Origin of the sequence: Amycolatopsis ponsaeliensis (assembly GCF_030182635.1) — a bacterium.
Classification (GTDB): Bacteria; Actinomycetota; Actinomycetes; order Mycobacteriales; family Pseudonocardiaceae; genus Amycolatopsis; species Amycolatopsis ponsaeliensis.
On the sequence record NZ_JAPZLD010000054.1, the window covers coordinates 1 to 16,916 of the forward strand.

17 protein-coding genes and 1 tRNA gene are annotated in these 16,916 nt (G+C 69.9%); 16 read left to right on the plus strand and 2 right to left on the minus strand.

Annotated features, from left to right (window positions below; translation table 11 throughout):
- Positions 1–66 precede the first annotated feature (66 nt).
- The 9 genes from QQ657_RS47490 to QQ657_RS47530 all read left to right on the plus strand — a co-directional run bounded on the left by QQ657_RS47490 (position 67) and on the right by QQ657_RS47530 (position 8,854).
- Positions 67–996, plus strand: a complete 930-nt coding sequence (locus QQ657_RS47490; protein WP_284749017.1) for an ABC transporter permease — start codon at positions 67–69, stop codon at positions 994–996.
- Positions 989–1,942, plus strand: coding sequence for an ABC transporter permease (locus tag QQ657_RS47495; RefSeq protein WP_284749018.1), 954 nt, complete (start codon positions 989–991; stop codon positions 1,940–1,942). The genes QQ657_RS47490 and QQ657_RS47495 overlap by 8 nt, the downstream gene beginning before the upstream one ends.
- Before the next feature lie 6 nt (positions 1,943–1,948).
- The gene (locus tag QQ657_RS47500; RefSeq protein WP_284749019.1) at positions 1,949–2,947 is read left to right on the plus strand and encodes an ABC transporter ATP-binding protein; all 999 of its coding nucleotides are present in this window, start codon (positions 1,949–1,951) and stop codon (positions 2,945–2,947) included.
- Positions 2,940–3,938 (plus strand): ABC transporter ATP-binding protein, encoded by a 999-nt coding sequence (locus tag QQ657_RS47505; protein ID WP_284749020.1) that lies wholly within the window; start codon positions 2,940–2,942, stop codon positions 3,936–3,938. Before QQ657_RS47500 ends, QQ657_RS47505 begins: the two co-directional genes overlap by 8 nt.
- A gap of 103 nt (positions 3,939–4,041) precedes the next feature.
- Positions 4,042–5,733 carry a S8 family serine peptidase gene (locus QQ657_RS47510; protein WP_284749085.1) on the plus strand — a complete coding sequence of 564 codons (1,692 nt, stop codon included), beginning with the start codon at positions 4,042–4,044 and terminating at the stop codon, positions 5,731–5,733.
- A 61-nt stretch (positions 5,734–5,794) separates the two neighbouring features.
- Positions 5,795–6,388 carry a hypothetical protein gene (locus QQ657_RS47515; protein WP_284749021.1) on the plus strand — a complete coding sequence of 198 codons (594 nt, stop codon included), beginning with the start codon at positions 5,795–5,797 and terminating at the stop codon, positions 6,386–6,388.
- Positions 6,389–6,454: 66 nt separating this feature from the next.
- Positions 6,455–7,243, plus strand: a complete 789-nt coding sequence (locus QQ657_RS47520; RefSeq protein WP_284749022.1) for a hypothetical protein — start codon at positions 6,455–6,457, stop codon at positions 7,241–7,243.
- Between the two features lie 46 nt (positions 7,244–7,289).
- The gene (locus tag QQ657_RS47525) at positions 7,290–8,078 is read left to right on the plus strand and encodes a hypothetical protein (RefSeq protein WP_284749023.1); all 789 of its coding nucleotides are present in this window, start codon (positions 7,290–7,292) and stop codon (positions 8,076–8,078) included.
- Positions 8,075–8,854, plus strand: coding sequence for a hypothetical protein (locus tag QQ657_RS47530; protein ID WP_284749024.1), 780 nt, complete (start codon positions 8,075–8,077; stop codon positions 8,852–8,854). Before QQ657_RS47525 ends, QQ657_RS47530 begins: the two co-directional genes overlap by 4 nt.
- 49 nt (positions 8,855–8,903) lie before the next feature.
- Here QQ657_RS47530 and QQ657_RS47535 read toward each other — a convergent pair whose 3' ends face one another.
- Positions 8,904–10,397, minus strand: a complete 1,494-nt coding sequence (locus QQ657_RS47535; RefSeq protein WP_284749025.1) for a S10 family peptidase — start codon at positions 10,395–10,397, stop codon at positions 8,904–8,906.
- A 31-nt stretch (positions 10,398–10,428) separates the two neighbouring features.
- Between QQ657_RS47535 and nfi the strand changes: the two genes are divergently transcribed.
- From nfi to QQ657_RS47565, 6 genes are all read left to right on the plus strand, one after another.
- Positions 10,429–11,088 (plus strand): deoxyribonuclease V, encoded by a 660-nt coding sequence (nfi, locus tag QQ657_RS47540; RefSeq protein WP_284749026.1) that lies wholly within the window; start codon positions 10,429–10,431, stop codon positions 11,086–11,088.
- Positions 11,085–11,768: a uracil-DNA glycosylase gene (locus QQ657_RS47545; RefSeq protein WP_284749027.1), complete on the plus strand. Its 684-nt coding sequence runs from the start codon at positions 11,085–11,087 to the stop codon at positions 11,766–11,768. The genes nfi and QQ657_RS47545 overlap by 4 nt, the downstream gene beginning before the upstream one ends.
- A gap of 84 nt (positions 11,769–11,852) precedes the next feature.
- Complete coding sequence (locus tag QQ657_RS47550; RefSeq protein ID WP_284749028.1) at positions 11,853–13,187, plus strand: NAD(P)/FAD-dependent oxidoreductase; 1,335 nt, start codon at positions 11,853–11,855, stop codon at positions 13,185–13,187.
- 71 nt (positions 13,188–13,258) lie between these two features.
- The gene (locus QQ657_RS47555) at positions 13,259–13,756 is read left to right on the plus strand and encodes an SLATT domain-containing protein (protein ID WP_284749029.1); all 498 of its coding nucleotides are present in this window, start codon (positions 13,259–13,261) and stop codon (positions 13,754–13,756) included.
- Between the two features lie 155 nt (positions 13,757–13,911).
- Positions 13,912–15,243, plus strand: coding sequence for an RICIN domain-containing protein (locus QQ657_RS47560; protein WP_284749030.1), 1,332 nt, complete (start codon positions 13,912–13,914; stop codon positions 15,241–15,243).
- A 138-nt stretch (positions 15,244–15,381) separates the two neighbouring features.
- Positions 15,382–15,455, plus strand: a tRNA-Leu gene (locus tag QQ657_RS47565).
- 26 nt (positions 15,456–15,481) lie between these two features.
- On the opposite strand, the gene QQ657_RS47570 is transcribed toward QQ657_RS47565, so the two are convergent.
- On the minus strand, positions 15,482–16,063 hold the full coding sequence (locus QQ657_RS47570; RefSeq protein WP_284749031.1) for a TetR/AcrR family transcriptional regulator: 582 nt from the start codon (positions 16,061–16,063) through the stop codon (positions 15,482–15,484).
- Positions 16,064–16,152: 89 nt separating this feature from the next.
- On the opposite strand from QQ657_RS47570, the gene QQ657_RS47575 reads away from it, so the two are divergent.
- A complete protein-coding gene (locus tag QQ657_RS47575) occupies positions 16,153–16,782 on the plus strand; it encodes a class I SAM-dependent methyltransferase (RefSeq protein ID WP_284749032.1) in 630 nt (209 codons plus the stop codon).
- Positions 16,783–16,916: the final 134 nt, after the last annotated feature.

Genomic DNA, 16,916 nt, shown 5'->3' on the forward strand with positions numbered 1-16,916 from the left:
GTGAGTGAGAAACAGGGTTAGAACACTGTTTCTCACTCACGACGGCCGGCGCGCACTAGGAACGTCATGACCCGTTATGTCCTGCGACGGCTGCTCCAGCTGATCCCGGTGTTCTTCGGCACCACCTTCCTCATCTACGTCCTGGTCTGGGCCGTGCCCGGCGACCCGTTCTCCGGCAAGTGCGGCCAGGCCGCCTGCCCGCAGGCCTACATCGCCCAGATGACCGAGAAGTTCCACCTGGACGACAACCTCTTCGTGCAGTACTTCAAGTACCTCGGGAGCCTGTTCACCGGCGACTGGGGCGAGACCTTCAACGGCACCTCGGTCGGCGAGCTGATCGCCACGTCGTACCCGATCACGCTGCGCCTGGCCGTGATCGCCGTGGTCATCGAGGCTCTCATCGGGCTCACCGCCGGCGTGCTGACCGGCCTGCGCGGCAAGGGTTTCCTCGACAACCTCGTCCTGGTCTCGACGACGTTCCTGATCTCGCTACCGGTGTTCGTCACGGCGATCGTGCTGCAGCTGGCGCTGGGCAGCAACGGCCTCGGCCTGATCGAGGCCAGCGTGTCCGACAACCCCAGCGTCGGCGAACTGATCGTGCCCGGCATCGCGCTCGGCAGCCTGTCCATGGCCTACGTGGCCCGGCTGGCGAGAACGAGCATCGCCGAAAACCGCCGCGCGGACTACGTGCGGACGGCGATCGCGAAGGGCCAGCCGAACAGCCGCGTCGTCGGCGTCCACCTGCTGCGCAACTCGGTGATCCCGGTGCTCACCTTCCTCGGCACCGACCTGGGCGCGCTGATGGGCGGCGCGATCGTCACCGAAGGCGTGTTCAACATCAACGGCCTGGGCGGGCTCATCTTCCGCGGCATCCAGAACCGGGAGAGCGCGACCGTCGTCGGCGTGGTCGTCCTGCTGGTGCTGGTCTACCTGCTGATGAGCCTCATCGTCGACCTGCTGTACGCCGTTCTCGACCCGAGGATCCGCTATGACTGACCCGAACCTGGTGGGCGGCGGCGGTGCCGACGCGGCCGAGCTGTCCCGCATCGACGACTCCGGCACCGGCCCGCAGAAGCCCCGCAGCCTGTGGAGCGACGCGTGGCGCCAGCTGCGGCGCAAGCCGGCGTTCGTCATCTCGGCCGTGATCATCCTGCTGATCGTGCTGATCGCCATCGCGCCCGGCCTGTTCAGCTCGCGGGAAGCGGGCTTCAGCGATCTCACGCACGCCAACGAAGGCCCGTCCGCGGACGCCTGGTTCGGCTACGACAACCAGGGCTACGACGTCTACGCCCGCACCATCTACGGCGCCCGCGCGTCCCTGCTGGTCGGGGTGTTCTCGACCCTGCTGACCGTCCTCTTCGGATCGCTCGTCGGCATCTTCGCCGGCTACTACGGGCGGTTCATCGACAGCATCCTGTCGCGCTTCGGCGACATCTTCGCGGGCCTGCCGTTCGTGCTCGGCGCCATCGTCATCCTCACGACGTTCAACGCGCCCGGCTCGAACCCCGGCGCGGTCACGATCATCGTCCAGGTGGTCTGCTCCATCGCCGTGCTGAGCTGGCCGGTGGCGATGCGCATCATGCGCTCGGCGACGCTGGTGGCCAAGCAGCTCGACTACGTCAAGGCCGCGCGCGGCCTCGGCGCGAGCACCCCGCGGATCATCTTCCGGCACCTGTTGCCGAACACGCTCGCGCCGGTGCTGGTGTACGCCACCATCGCGCTCGGCGCGTTCATCGGCGCCGAGGCGACGCTGGCCTACCTCGGCATCGGCGTGCGCCCGCCGGTGATCTCGTGGGGCGTGATGATCAGCGACTCGCGGGACTACTTCCGGGTGGACCCGCACATGCTGCTGTTCCCCGGCGCCTTCGTCACCCTGACCGTGCTGGCCTTCGTGATGCTCGGTGACGGCATCCGCGACGCGCTCGATCCGAAGTCGAGGTAGATCCCCTTGTCCGACAACGAACTCCTGCTCGAAGTAGAGGATCTGCACGTCGAGTTCCGGACCTCCGACGGCGTGGCCAACGTGCTCAACGGCGTCGGCTACGCGGTGCACGCCGGGGAGACCCTGGCGGTGCTGGGCGAGTCCGGCTCCGGCAAGAGCGTCACCGCGCAGACGGTGATGGGCATCCTCGACATGCCACCCGGCGTGATCACCGGCGGCGCGGTGCGCTGGCGCGGCGAAGACCTGCTGACCGCGTCCGAGGACCGCCGCCGCGAGGTGCGCGGCAGCGAGATCGCGATGATCTTCCAGGACGCGCTCTCCGCGTTGAACCCGGTGTTCACCGTGGGCTTCCAGATCGAGGAACAGCTGACGGTCCGGCTCGGGATGTCCAAGAAGGACGCCCGCAAGCGCGCGGTCGAGCTGCTCGACACCGTCCGCATCCCGGCCGCCGACCGGCGGATCAAGGACTACCCGCACCAGTTCTCCGGCGGCATGCGCCAGCGCGCGATGATCGCGATGTCCCTGGCGCTCGACCCGGACCTGCTCATCGCCGACGAGCCGACCACCGCGCTCGACGTCACCGTCCAGGCCCAGATCATGGACCTCCTGGGTGAAATACAGGCCGAACGCAAGATGGGCCTGGTGCTGATCACGCACGACTTGGGCGTCGTCGCGGAGGTCGCCGACCGGATCGCGGTGATGTACGCGGGCCGGATCGTCGAGCAGGCCGACGTCGTCGAGCTGTTCCGCGCGCCGGCTCACCCGTACACCGCCGCGCTGATGGACTCCCTGCCCCGGCTCGACCTCAAAGGACAGACGCTGGAAACCATCAAGGGCCTGCCGCCGAGCCTGCTCGACATCCCGCCGGGCTGCCCGTTCCACCCGCGCTGCAAGCGGGCCGTGGACCGGTGTGCCGAAGAAGTCCCGGTTCAGCACGGGATCGGCTTCGGCCGGACCAGCGCGTGCCACTTCGCCGAAGATGTGGTGGTGAACACCCGTGCCTGACCCCATCCTCTCGGTCACCGACCTGAAGAAGTACTTCCCGGTCCGCACCGGCGTCCTGTTCAAGCGGACGATCGGCCAGGTCAAGGCCGTCGACGGCGTCTCGTTCGACCTGATGCCCGGCGAGACGCTCGGCGTCGTCGGCGAGTCCGGCTGCGGCAAGTCCACTTTGGCGCAGGTCCTGATGCGCCTCGAAGAGCCGACCGGCGGCGGCGCGAAGTTCGAAGGCCGCGACATCTTCTCGCTGCGCGGCAACGAACTGCGCAAGCTGCGGCGCGAGATCCAGATCGTGCTGCAGGACCCGTACACCTCGCTCAACCCGCGGATGACCGTCGGCGACATCGTCGGCGAGCCGTTCGAGATCCACTCCGACGTCGCGCCCAAGGGCTCGCGCGCGAAGAAGGTGCAGGAGCTGCTGGAGGTCGTCGGGCTCAACCCCGAGCACCTCAACCGCTACCCGCACCAGTTCTCCGGTGGGCAGCGCCAGCGCATCGGCATCGCGCGGGCGCTCGCGCTGCGGCCGAAGGTGATCATCTGCGACGAGCCGGTGTCCGCCCTGGACGTCTCGATCCAGGCGCAGGTGATGAACCTGCTCGGCGACCTGCAGGACGAGTTCGGCCTGTCGTACGTCTTCATCGCCCACGACCTTTCCGTGGTGCGGCACCTGTCCAACCGGGTCGCGGTGATGTACCTCGGCAAGATCGTCGAAATCGGGACGGACGAGGAGATCTACGAGCGACCGTCCCACCCGTACACCCAGGCGCTGCTGTCGGCGGTGCCGGTGGCGGACCCGGCCGTGCGCGGGCAGCGGCAGATCATCCGGCTCGAGGGCGATGTCCCGAGTCCCCTGGATCCCCCGTCCGGGTGCCGGTTCCGCACGCGCTGCTGGAAGGCGCAGGACAAGTGCGCTTCCGAAGTCCCGGAGCTCGTGCCGAGGACGGACGGCCACTTGTCAGCTTGTCACTTCGCGGAGCAGAAGTCGGTTGTTCCATAACGTACGTTTGGCCGTTGTACGCGCATTGTCCGGTCTATACGGTGCAGGAACCGCTTTCCCGAGGAGGAGAAAAGTGAAAAGACCCAGGCTTCTCGCCGCGGCCATGGCCGTCCCGCTGTTCGGGGCGATCTCGGCCGTCGCGGTCCCGGTCGCGTCGGCGCAGCCCGCGCTGGCCGGCCCGGCGACCGAGTTCACCGTGCTCGCCAAGGACACGCAGAGCATCGGCACCGCCCAGCAGGCCATCCGCGCCGCCGGCGGCACCGTGCTGGAGACCAACACCGCCGTCGGCCTCATCAAGGCCAGCGCCCCGGCCACCGGGTTCACCGAGCGCGTCTCGGCGAACCGGGCCGTGTACGGCGCGGCCAAGGCCCAGGTCATCGGCTCGCTGCCGAAGAACGGCAAGAAGGCCAAGAACGACAACGCCGAGAAGGAAGGCCGCGGCGCCGCTTCCAAGAAGGCAGCCGCGAACAAGGCCGTCGGGATGGACCCGCTGGACGACCAGCTCTGGGGCCTCAAGTCCGTCCGCTCGGACCTCTCGCGCACCAAGCAGGCGGGCAGCAAGCAGGTCAAGGTCGGCGTCATCGACACCGGCATCGACGGCACGCACCCGGACATCGCGCCGAACTTCGACGCGGCCGACTCGCGCAACTTCACCAAGGACATCCCGTTCGACGTCAACGGCGTCGAGGTCGACGGGCCGTGTGAGTTCCGCGGCTGCGTCGACCCGGCCAACCACGACGACGGCGGCCACGGCACGCACGTCGCCGGCACCATCGCCGCCGCGGCCAACGGCTTCGGCGTCTCCGGCGTCGCGCCGAACGTGACGCTGGTGAACATCCGCGCCGGCCAGGACTCGGGCTACTTCTTCCTGCAGCCGACCGTCGACGCGCTGACCTACGCCGGCGACGCGGGCATCGACGTGGTCAACATGTCGTTCTACACCGACCCGTGGCTGTACAACTGTGCCGCGAACCCGGCCGACTCGGCCGCGGAGCAGGCCGAGCAGCGCACGATCATCGAGGCGACCCAGCGCGCGCTGAACTACGCGCACCGCAAGGGCGTCACGATGGTGGTCGCGCTGGGCAACCAGCACACCGACCTCGGCGCGCCGCAGCCGGACACGACGAGCCCGGACTACCCGGCCAACGCGACGCACCCGCGTCAGGTCGACAACAGCTCGTGCCTCAGCCTGCCGGTCGAGGGCAACCACACCATCGGCGTGAGCGCGTTCGGGCCGTCGCAGGCGAAGGCGGACTACTCGAACTACGGCACCGAGCAGATCTCGGTTTCCGCGCCGGGCGGGTACTACCGCGACGGTTTCGGCACGCCGTGGTTCCGCACGGTCGAGAACGAGATCCTCTCGACGTACCCGAAGAACGTGGGTGTGGCCGAGGGCAACATCGACGCGGCGGGCAACGTGACCCCGGCCGGCGTCGGCTTGGGCGTCCAGAAGGCGACGGCGGCCGACGGCCGGGTCGGCTACTACCAGTGGCTGCAGGGCACGTCGATGGCGACGCCGCACGCGGCGGGCGTCTCGGCGCTGATCGTGTCGCAGTACGGCAAGAAGTCGGGTGCCGGCTTCGGGCTGGACCCGGACAAGGTCCAGCGCGTCCTCGAGGGCACGGCGTCGAAGATCGCCTGCCCGGTCCCGCGGACGGTGGACTACGTGAACGAGGGCCGCGGGCCCGAGTTCACGGCGACGTGCACGGGTGACCCGTCGTTCAACGGCTTCTACGGCCACGGCGCCGTCGACGCCTACTCGGCGGTGACCCACGGGTCGCAGTACCTGAAGTAGGGTTCGCGGAACGGCCCACCTCCGCCGGAGGTGGGCCGTTTTCGTGTGAGGGGGCAGGGACATGGACTCGGGCGACCTACGCGAGACGGTGCTCTCCGGCCTGAATCGCGTCTACGGGCCGATGATGGCCGACGACCTCCGCATGGTTCTGGCGCTGGAGCACGGTGTCGACGTCGAAGAGAAGACTTTGACGTCGCTCGCGGCCGCGGACCGCGCGGACTTCGCGGGCGGCGTCGAGCGGCCGGTGTGGATCTGTCCCGCCCTGGAGTACCGGGACGGCGAGGCGAGCGACGAGTTCCTCACGCGGTCCGACTGGCCGATGCCGGCCAGGGTCGTCCGCGAAGTGCTGTCGGAGAGCCAGGAACTGTGGCTGCTCAAGCAGTTCTTGTCGATGGGGTTCACGACGAGGCCGCCGTCCCCGCACCTGGACCGGCTGCGCGAACGGATCCAGGACCTGAGCGTCCACTTGCCGCCGGAGCGGATCGCCGAGAAGAAAGCGGACCGCGACCACCCCGACGACCTCGAGATCTGGTGGGAGATCGCCGAGGACCGGCACGCGGAGCTGCGGCGTCACGAGCGGATCGCGGAGATCGGCGCCATCGGGGCGCTCGAAGCCCTTCCCCTGCCCGAGCGGTACTTCGGGCGGCAGAAGTAACCGTCCCGGCGAGCCAACCTCACGCCAATGTCTCGCGTGTACATCGGGACAAGGGGGAGGATTCGGGTGGATGTGCGTGAGCCGGCGTTGCCGGTCGATCCGTGGTTGCCGGGCGAGCCGACGCTCGCGGAGGTGGCGGCCGCCAGGGGGTGGCTGGCCCGGCGGGGCGTTCGGGTGTGGCTGCCGACCCGGCTGCTCTCACTGAGAGTCGGCTCCCGGGAGTGGGCGGCCCGGACGCTGCCCTGGTACGTCGGCTTCGGCGTGGCGACCGCGGCGAGCAACGCGTTCCGGCAGGTGCCCGGCAGGTTCGGGCTGATCTTCGTCGTGTTCGCCGTCTGGGTGGTGGTCCGCTCGCGGGAGATCCGCCGCCGGGACGAGGTCGCCGAGCGCTGGGCGGGCACCGGCCCCCCGCCCGCCCTGCTGGAAGCCGCGCGGCAGGTGGGCTGGTGGTACCTGGCCACCACCGCGATCACGTTCGGCGGGGGAGCGGCGTTGTGCGCGATCACGATCGTGGTCGCGCCGTCCTTCGACGTCTTCGCGCAGACGTTCGCGCTGGCGGCGGGCGCCGGATCCACCGCGGCGGTCCTCGGCCGGATCCTGCGCGCCCCGGTCGTCGCGGAGGACCTCACGTCGCTGGCGGTCGACGGCCTGCTCCGGGCCCAGGACGCCTACCGCTACGCGTCGTCGGCGAGGTTCGCCTTCGTGGCGATGCCCGTGACGGTGCTCGACGAGTTCACGCCCGGTTGGCTGAGCTGGCTCGCGCTCGCCTATCTGGTCGTCGCGATCGGGACCGAGGTGACCGGCCTGCTGGTGACGCGCCGCCGGAAGCTGCCACCGGGTTTCTACGGCCGGTAAACCGTCGCGCCGCTTCGCGCGTGTACGACGGACAGGGGGAGTAGCGATGATCGTGTTGTCGAAGGACGAGCAGGCGGCGGTGAAGTGGCTCGCCGGCCACGGCGTCCGGGTGACCGAGCCGACCACGTTGCTGACCACGCGGCTGAGCGTCCGCCGCGGCAGGCCGGCGCCGGAGGCTTTCACGGCCGTCTTCGTCTTGGGCGCGGTGACGTTCACCGGGATGTTCGGTTACCAGATGTTGCGGCTCCTGCCCGGAGTGGACCGCAGCAGCGACCTGCCGGCCGGCGGGTTCTGGTCCTTGTTCGCCGCTTGGGTATCGCTGCGGACGTGGCTCCACGCCCGCGCCGCCGATCGGCGGGCGGCGGCGCGGCTGGGGGACCGCCGCCTGGACCGGCCGCGGCCGCCGTGGCGGGAGGTCGTGAACGGCTGGTACCTGGCGACACTGCTGATCACCTTCGGCGGGGGCGGCGTGCTCGGGATCGTCCTGGCGGCGTCCGGCTCGGTCTGGGCGCTCATCTGGCTCGGCGTACTCGCGCTGGGCGCAGTCGTCGACGCGGTGATCCTGACCAGTGTGCTCCGGCGGCCCGTCCTCGCGGAGGACGAAGGTTCACTGGCCGTCGACGCCGTGGCGCGGCTGCAGGACGTCCAGGTCGTCATGCCGTCGTTCTTCGCGGTGCTGGTGGTCCCGGACCTCGCGTTCGGCGACGCGCCGGCCTGGCCGTGGCTGACCGGCTACGTCGTGCTCGCGGTGGGCGCGCACGTCGTCGCGGCGTTCACCCAGCGGCGCCGGACGCCGGCGCTGCCCGCGGACGGCTACTACGGGGAGGCGGCGTGAGCACGAAGTCCGAGCACGAGTCGGGTCTGCGCTGGCTGGCGAGCCGCGGCCGGCCGGTGTTGACACCCACGCCGTACATCGACGAACTGCTGGCCACGCGCAACGCCGCCATCGCCCGCAGCCTGCCCTGGCTCCTGCTGTTCGCCGTGCTCGCGTTCGCCGGCGCGCTCGGCCACCTGCTGCTCTTCGGTGAGGCCATGAGCACGCCCGCGTACTTCGTCTGCTTCGTCGTCCAGCTGACTTCGTGGCGGACTATCCGGTCTCGGCAGCGTCAACTGGCGACGCGGACCCGCCCGTGGCCCGGCGCGAAGGGCGGGCGGCCCGGCGGCTGGTTCGTCGCGGCCGGCGCGCTGGCCTACGGCGGCGGCGTGGCACTCGCGCTCTCGATGCTCTCGGCGGCACCGGCCTACGCCGCCGGCTGGCTGACCCTGCTCGGCGTCAGCGCGCTCTGCTCGGCCGTGATCCTGACCAGCTTCCTGCGAAGCCCGGTACTCGCCGAGGACGAGGCTTCGTTCGCGGTGTACCGGCAGCTGCTGGCGGAGAACCTCCACGCGGCGTCGCCCGCCCTGGCGGCGGTTCCGCCGATCCTGGACACCGTCACCGGCCACCGGCTGCCGCCCGGGTACGCGCCGCTGCTGTTCGCGTACGCCGGGCTCGTCGCGGCCGCCGAGCTGACCGCCTACGTCCGGGGCCGCCGTCCGCTGCCGCCGGGCCACTACGGCGACTCGCTGCCGGCGCGGACCGAAGTCGACTGGTCGCCCCCGGAAGCCCGCTGACGAGCTCCGCCGGTCCCTGGAGCAAGACCTCTCCAGGGACCGGTGAAGCTCAGCGGTTCGAGGCCTTCTTGACGAACTTGGCGAGGTCCTTCGCCTGCTGCACCCGCGTCGGCTCGTGGACGTACATCATGTGCCCGGCCGGGTAGTACGCCGTGTCGATGTTGTCGCGCAGCTCCTCCGGGATCTGCAGGTGGGCCAGCACGTGCTCGGCCGCGAAGTAGGCCGTCGCGCCGTCGTAGTGCCCGAACGCCACGTGGACCTGCAGGTGCGGGTTCGCGCGCATCGCCGCGCTCACCGAGTCGGCCACCGACACCGAGCGGCCCTCGAAGTCCGCGTACGACCACGCCTTGAACGTGTCCTCGTGGATGAGCTCGTACGGCAGGTCGTTCTCGTACCCGAGGTCGGCCCGCACGTAGTGGTTGAACGCCGCCGCGTACGCGCCGATCACGCGGGAGATCGACGGGTCGTCGCTCATGTGCTCGCGGCCGCCGTCGGGCTCCCACGTCGTGAAGCGGCCGTCCATCCGGCCGACCGTCAGGCCGCGGTCGCGCAGCAGCTCGGTGAAGAACCGGACGTGCTCGATCCGCAGGTTCACCCGGTCCACATAGGACTCGGTGAGCCCGGTCAGCGACGCCAGCGTGGCGACCGCCTCCGCGCGGTCCTGCGTGGACAGCCGCGCGCCGCGCGAAAGCACGTACGGCAGGTCCTTCGCCGCGAAGTCCTCGGCGTCGGCCAGGACGTCGTCGAGCGGCCGGTCGCCGTGCAGGCCGTGGTAGTGCGCGATCGCCGCGTACGTCGGCACGTACAGCGAGTACGGCAGGTCATTGCCCTCGGTGAACCGCAGCGTGCCGAGGTCGAGCACCGACGAGATCAGCAGCAGGCCGTTGAGGTAGAGCCCGTGCCGCTCCTGCAGGTGCGCGGCCAGCCCGGCGGCGCGCAGCGTGCCGTACGACTCGCCGGCCAGGAACTTCGGCGACAGCCAGCGCTGGTGGCGCGACACCCACAGCCGGATGATCTCGCCGACCGACTCGATGTCGCCCTTGAAGCCGTGGAAGTCCTTGGTCTCGCCGCCCTCGGACGCGCGCGAGTAGCCGGTCGACACCGGGTCGATGAACACGAGGTCGCTCTGCGCCAGCAGCGTCTCGGGGTTGTCGGCCAGCCCGTACGGCGGCGGCACGAGGTCGTCGACGTCGCCCGAGAGCACCCGGCGCGGGCCCAGCAGGCCCATGTGCAGCCAGATGCTCGACGAGCCGGGGCCGCCGTTGAAGGCGAACGTCACCGGCCGCGTGCCCGGATCGGCGTCGTCGAGGGTGTAGGAGGTGATGAACACCTCCGCCTTCGCCTTGTGGCCCTCCGATTTGCCGTCCTTGACGATCTCCTTGCGGAGCACGATCCGGCCTGCCTTCGCCGTGTACGAAAGCTTCTTCCGCTTCACGGTGATCGTGTGCTGGGTCGTGACGATGTCGTCGGTCGGCTCCGCCGGGATCTCCGTCGCTTCCGGAGCCTTCTTCTCGGGGGCCTCTTCGGGGGTCGTGTCCGCCATGGACCCAACCTAGTTGTGGCAGGGTGACTTGGTGCACACCGGGGACTGGCCGACGACGGTCGAGGACGCGCTCGCCGTGCAGGAACGGCTGCGCGGCCGGGTCGACCGCACCGACGACCTCGCGGAGCTGCCGCCCACGGTGACCGGTCTCGACGTCGCCTACGACGACGCCGGCGCGATCGCCGCGGCCGTCGTCACGCTGGAGACGGCCGGGCTGACCGTCGTGGAAGAGCGGACGCACCGCGCGCGGGCCGTCTTCCCGTACGAACCGGGCCTGTTCGCCTTCCGCGAGTTGCCGCCGCTGCTGGCCGCGCTCGAGCGCCTCGACCACGAGCCGGACGTCCTGGTCTGCGATGGCCACGGCCTCGCCCACCCGCGGCGCTTCGGCCTCGCGTGCCACCTCGGCGTGCTGACCGGGCTGCCCGCCTTCGGCGTCGGCAAGACGCGGTTCGTCGGCTCGCACGCCGAGCCGGGGCCGTCGCGGGGCTCGTCGGAGCCGCTGGTCGACGCCGGGGAGGAGGTCGGCGCGGTGCTGCGGACCCAGGACGGCGTCAAGCCGGTGTACGTCTCGGCCGGGCACCGGATCGACCTGGCCCACGCCTGCCGGCTGACCCTGGCGCTGAGCCCGCGCTACCGGCTGCCCGAGACGACGCGGCGGGCCGACCGGCTGTCCCGGGTGGCGCTGGGATGAGGTCACTGGCCGAGCTGGACGCCGCCGTGGCCGGGTGCCGCGCCTGTCCGAGGCTGGTGACCTGGCGAGAAGGCGTCGCGGGCACGAAGGCGGCATTCCGCGGCGAGGAGTACTGGGCGCGGCCCGTGCCGGGCTTCGGGCCGCCGGACGCGTCGATCGCCGTGGTGGGGCTCGCGCCCTCGGCGCACGGCGCGAACCGCACCGGCCGGATGTTCACCGGTGACCCTTCGGGTGATTTCCTCTTCCGGGTGCTGCACGAAGTGGGGCTCGCGTCGCAGCCGACGTCCGAGCGGCTGGGCGACGGCCTGGAGCTGTACCGGACGCGGCTGGTCTCGCCGGTGCGCTGTGCCCCGCCGGACAACAAGCCGACGCCGGCCGAGCGCGACACGTGCCGTCCGTGGCTCGCGGAGGAACTGGCGCTGTTACGTCCGACACTGCGCGCGATCGTCGTGCTCGGCGCGTTCGGCTGGCAGGCGTTACTGCCCGTGCTCGCCGACGCCGGCTGGCCGGTGCCGCGGCCGCGTCCGGCCTTCGCGCACGGATCGGTCGTCGAGCTGGACGACCTGCGCCTTTTCGGCTGTTATCACGTGTCGCCGCGGAATGTCCAGACCCGGCTCGTGACCCACGCCATGGTGGCTGATGTCTTCCGGGCCGCGGCCTCGGTGACGGGGCCGAACTGAATCGTTACGGAAACCGCAGCGACGCTGGTCACAGCGAGATGGGGTCCCCGAGCGAGGCGCCCGGGAAGGTGTCACCATGAGGACATGGCTGCTGCGAAGTCGAAGTCGGAACCGACTCGGATCCTCGTCCTCGGTGGTGGGTACGTCGGGCTCTACACGGCGTACGGCCTCCAGAAGATGCTCCGGGCCAACGAGGCCTCCGTGACCGTCGTTGACCCGCAGCCCCACATGACCTACGCGCCGTTCCTCCCGGAGGCCGCGGCCGGCGCGATCGAGCCCCGGCACGTGGTCGTGCCGCTGCGCCGCGTGCTCAAGCGCTGCCACGTGCTGACCGCGCGCGTCACCAAGATCGAGAACGAGAAGAAGTCGGTCACGGTCGAGGCGGCCGACGGCCACATCGAGCAGCTCGGCTACGACATCCTGGTCGTCGCGCTCGGCGCCGTCGCCCGGATCCTGCCGATCCCGGGCCTGGTCGAGCAGGGCATCGCCTTCAAGACCATCGGCGAGGCGATCTACCTCCGCAACCACATCATGACCAAGCTCGACGAGGCCGCCAGCACGCTGGACCCCGAGCTGCGCAAGCGCCTGCTGACGTTCACCGTCGTCGGTGGCGGGTTCGCCGGCATCGAGGCGCTGGCCGAGCTCGAGGACATGACCCGGTTCGCGGTCGAGAACTACTACCCGAACATCCAGCCGGCCGACGTCCGCTGGGTGCTCGTCGAGGCCGCCGGGCGGATCCTGCCCGAGGTCCGCGAGACCCTGGGTGTGTACACGGTCGAGCAGCTGGAGAAGCGCGGCATCGAGGTGTACCTCTCGACGGCGGCGAAGTCGTTCGAGAACGGCCACGTCGTGCTCTCGGACGGCACGGAGTTCGACACCGACACGCTCATCTGGACGGCCGGCGTGAAGGCCAACCCGGTGCTGGCGAACTCGGACCTGCCGCTCGACAAGCGCGGCCGCCTCGAGGCGACGGCCGCCATGCAGGTCGTCGGCCACCCGGACGTGTGGACCGCGGGCGACAACGCGGCGATCCCGGACCTCTCGCGCACGGAAGAGGACCCGACGGCGACGTGCCCGCCGAACGCGCAGCACGCGGTCCGCCAGGCGACGCTGCTGGCGAAGAACATCATCAAGGTGATCCGCGGCGGCAAGCCGAAGGACTACTTCCACAAGAACCTCGGCGCGGTGGCGAGCCTCGGCCTGCACAAGGGCGTGGCCGACGCGCTGAACCTGAAGATCAAGGGCTTCCCGGCGTGGCTGTTCCACCGCGCCTACCACCTCAAGGCGATGCCGACGTGGAACCGCAAGATCCGCATCCTGTTCGACTGGATCCTCGGCGGGCTGTTCCGGCGTGAGGTGATCTCGCTCGGGCAGATCAACAACCCGAAGGACGAGTTCGCGCGGGTTTCGAAGTCCTGACGTTCTTTCGCGGAGAGCCCCGGTCCTGGTGACCGGGGCTCTTTCGCGTGCCCGGCCGGTATTCTCGGCGGGTGAAACCGCCGATCCAGTCCGACCCGCCGACGCCGGGACTGTCGCCGCTCGAGCTCGCCCAGGACGTGCTGGCCCGGATCGAGAAGGCCAACGAGTACGCGCGCAACCGGAAGTTCCGCTTCCGGCGGCGGGCGGTGTCGATCCGGCTGGTGGCGCTGGCGCTTTCGGCGACGTCGACGATCATCCTCGGGCTGCAGAACCTCGACGGCTGGACCGGCACGGCGTTCGCGCTCGTCGCGGTCGTAACCGTGGTGAGCGCGCTGGAGCCGTTCTTCGCCTGGCGGTCGCTGTGGGTGCTGATGGAGGAGGTGCAGTCGCGGTTCTACCGGCTGCGCGACGACCTGGGGTTCTACATCGCGTCGACGCCGGCGGACGAGCTCGACGTCGAGGTGATCCGCGCGAAGTTCGACGACTACCAGCGCGTCTGGGATCTGGTCGGGCAGCGCTGGCTGGCGTACCGCCGCGCCGACGAGACGTCCGGCAAAAGCGGCGGATAAGGGCTTTTTGGGGCTATTGCGGGGAAAAATCCGGCTGTGTGCCGGTGAGTGACATGGTCTGGACAACTGGGCTGCTGAGCGGGTAAACCCTTTCTTCACAACGCGGAATAAGTCCGCTCCGGCTCCTCTCCCCACGGTCCCCCTTGGAGCTCTTCATGTCCTTTTCCCGTACCAGAGCGGCACTCGTGGCGGCGTTGCCCGTCGTCGCCGCTCTCGCTCTGACACCGTCCACCGCCGAGGCGGCGGGCCCGGCCTTCCCCGCCCACTACGCGGCGCCATACCTGCAGATCAGTGACGGCGACGCCGGTCAGATGGCCGCCGACATGAACGCCACCGGCACGAAGTTCTTCACGCTGGCGTTCCTGACCCCGCAGTCGGGCTGCACGCCGGTGTGGGAGGCGAACGGCACCGGCGTCGGCTCGTTCAAGTCGCAGATCACCGCCCTGCAGGCGGCGGGCGGCAACGTGATCCCGTCGTTCGGCGGCGCGGAAGGCGGTGAGCTGGCCCAGACCTGCACGAACACCGCGAGCCTGACGTCGGCGTACGCGAACGTCGTGAACACGTACGGCACGCCGCGCCTGGACTTCGACATCGAGGGCGGCGTCCTGAACGACACGGCGTCGAACCAGCGCCGCAACTCGGCGCTGGCGGCGCTGCAGCAGCAGAACTCCGCCGTCCAGGTCGACTACACGCTGGCGGTCGACCCGACGGGCATCCCGGGCAACGAGCTCGACCTCCTGCGCGACGCGAAGAGCAAGGGCGTCAAGGTCAGCGTGGTCAACCTGATGGTGATGGACTTCTACGACGGCCAGCCGGTCCTGGGCGACGCCCTCTCGGCGGCCCGGGCATCGGCGTCCCAGCTGGCGAGCCTGTACGGGATCTCGACGTCGGCGGCGTACGCGATGATGGGCCTGACGCCGATCGCGGGCCGCAACGACGACGGCGCGCAGTTCAGCCAGTCGGACGCCCAGCAACTGGAGACGTTCGCGGCCCAGAACGGCGTCGCGGAGCTGTCGTTCTGGGAGCTCCAGGACTACGACCGCGCGACGGGTTACGCGTACTCGCGGATCTTCAACGCGATCACGGGCGGCACGACAACCCCGCCGCCTTCTTCGGGGGGCACGATCACGGGGTACGGAGGCAAGTGCGTGGACGTGGCGGGTGCGGCGACCGCCAACGGCACAACGGTGGACCTGTACACGTGCAACGGGACGAACGCCCAGCAGTGGACTGCTACTTCGGGAACTTTGCGAGCACTCGGCAAGTGCCTGGACGTCAACGCGGCGGGAACGGCGAACGGGTCAAAGGTGCAGTTGTACGACTGCAACGGAACGGGCGCCCAGCAGTGGACGGCGTCCGGTAGTCAGCTGGTGAACCCGGCCTCGGGCAAGTGCCTGGACGCGACGGGCCCGAGTTCGGCGGACGGGACGCCTTTGCAGATCTGGACGTGCACGGGAGCGGCGAACCAGACGTGGACGCTGCACTGAGTCCACAGTAGACACAAGGCCGGGCCGCTCTCTTGCGGCCCGGCCTCGCGCCTGTCAGGGGCCTGTCAGGGGTGGCGCGAGCTGTCGTGCGCCGGTCTGCCGGGTTTCGGTGGGTGCCGATCGCCTAGAGTGTGCGGTGCCCCCGTAGCCCAACTGGCAGAGGCAGTCGACTTAAAATCGACAAAGTGCGGGTTCGAACCCCGTCGGGGGCACCGTTGGCGCTCGCGCACCTTTCGGGTTACCCGAGCGTGTGCAGGAGCTGTTCGATCAGGCGTTTCTCGAGGGCTGGATCATCGACGACCCCGCGGCGGAACCCCCTGGCGGCCACGAAGGACATCAACGACCACGCGAACGCTTCCACGTCGAGATCCGCATCCAGCTCGCCGGCATCCTTGCCGCGTTGCAGCATGGCCGTGAAGCTCCGGGCGAGGCGCCGGACGGCCGCCGTGGCGGCTTGGTGGACGCGGGGGTCCGCGTCGGATGCCGTGCCCTCTGAAAAGAGCACGCCCAGCGATCCGGGGGCGTGAAGCGCGTCAAGGTGCTCCGGTGACAGCAGTGCGCGCAAGACTTCCGCGACCGGCCGGCCGGCGAACGAGGCCAAGAGGTTCTCGGCGGTGTCGGACGCGCGCTCGATCACCGCGGCGAACAGGCCCGCCTTCGAGCCGAAGTTCTGGAAGACGACCGGCTCGCTGACACCCACTCGCGCGGCGATCTCGGACGCCTTCGCGCGCTGGTAGCCGCATTCGGCGAATACCGCCGTGGCTGCCGTCAAGATCGTTTCACGGCGTTGTTCGGCGGTCAGGCGGGTGCGGCCGGTCACCCGCTCATCGTAGTGCCTCTTGCCAGGCTTGCTTAGTCGCGGCTAAGTTGGCGTCATAACTTAGTCGTCACTAAGTAGTGGAGGGTGCGATGAGCCTGGGACGGATGTTGATGCACGGCGGTGAACGGGCGGACGGAGCGTTGATCACCCGTCCGCGGTTGTACGAGCTGGCGAGCCGGGTCGCGCTCGCCGGGCGGGAGCGGCGGTATCGCGAACTCGTCCGGCTGGCCGGCGTGCGGCCGGGGGAACGAGTGCTGGACGTCGGTTGCGGGAGCGGCTACCTCGCCGCGCTGGCGGCGGAGGCGGGCGGTTCCGTGCTCGGCGTGGACGCCTCGGAACCGATGATCGAATTCGCCGGCCGGACACGGGGTTCCGCGACGTGCCGGTTCGAGGTCGGCACCGCGCAGGCCCTTCCGGCCGACGACGGCGAGTTCGACGTCGTCCTGACCAGCCTGGTGCTGCACCACCTGCCGGACGCCGATCAGCCCGCCGCGCTGACCGAGATGCACCGGGTGCTCCGGCCCGCCGGCCGGCTGCTGCTCGCGGACTTCCGGCCGCCGGAGTCTCGCGTCATGCGGCACCTCGTCGGGACGGTGAGCGGACCGCGGATGCTCGACGACCCGCACGCGCGGCTCGCCGGGCTGGCCGTCGGTGCCGGGTTCACCGTGACCGGTCAAGGGCGGCTGGGATTCCTGGCCTATGTCGCCGCCGCGAAATGACGGCGGCGGGCTGGTTCCCGGGAGGCTGTCGCGGTCAATTTAAATCGATCGGACTATTCTCGAAATCGGCGCTTTAATCAACCGGGTTCGGATTGCTATGGTTCCTCACAGGGGTCATCGGGCAATCACTCGGG

Bases quoted from the DNA above. Each gene is read 5' to 3' on its own strand.
- QQ657_RS47525 (WP_284749023.1), top strand. From the start codon at position 7,290: ATGATCGTGTTGTCGAAGGACGAGCAGGCGGCGGTGAAGTGGCTCGCC.
- QQ657_RS47515 (WP_284749021.1), top strand. From the start codon at position 5,795: ATGGACTCGGGCGACCTACGCGAGACGGTGCTCTCCGGCCTGAATCGC.
- QQ657_RS47560 (WP_284749030.1), top strand. From the start codon at position 13,912: ATGTCCTTTTCCCGTACCAGAGCGGCACTCGTGGCGGCGTTGCCCGTC.
- QQ657_RS47495 (WP_284749018.1), top strand. From the start codon at position 989: ATGACTGACCCGAACCTGGTGGGCGGCGGCGGTGCCGACGCGGCCGAG.
- QQ657_RS47545 (WP_284749027.1), top strand. From the start codon at position 11,085: ATGAGGTCACTGGCCGAGCTGGACGCCGCCGTGGCCGGGTGCCGCGCC.
- QQ657_RS47550 (WP_284749028.1), top strand. From the start codon at position 11,853: ATGGCTGCTGCGAAGTCGAAGTCGGAACCGACTCGGATCCTCGTCCTC.
- QQ657_RS47575 (WP_284749032.1), top strand. From the start codon at position 16,153: ATGAGCCTGGGACGGATGTTGATGCACGGCGGTGAACGGGCGGACGGA.
- QQ657_RS47490 (WP_284749017.1), top strand. From the start codon at position 67: ATGACCCGTTATGTCCTGCGACGGCTGCTCCAGCTGATCCCGGTGTTC.
- QQ657_RS47510 (WP_284749085.1), top strand. From the start codon at position 4,042: ATGGCCGTCCCGCTGTTCGGGGCGATCTCGGCCGTCGCGGTCCCGGTC.
- QQ657_RS47535 (WP_284749025.1), bottom strand. From the start codon at position 10,397: ATGGCGGACACGACCCCCGAAGAGGCCCCCGAGAAGAAGGCTCCGGAA.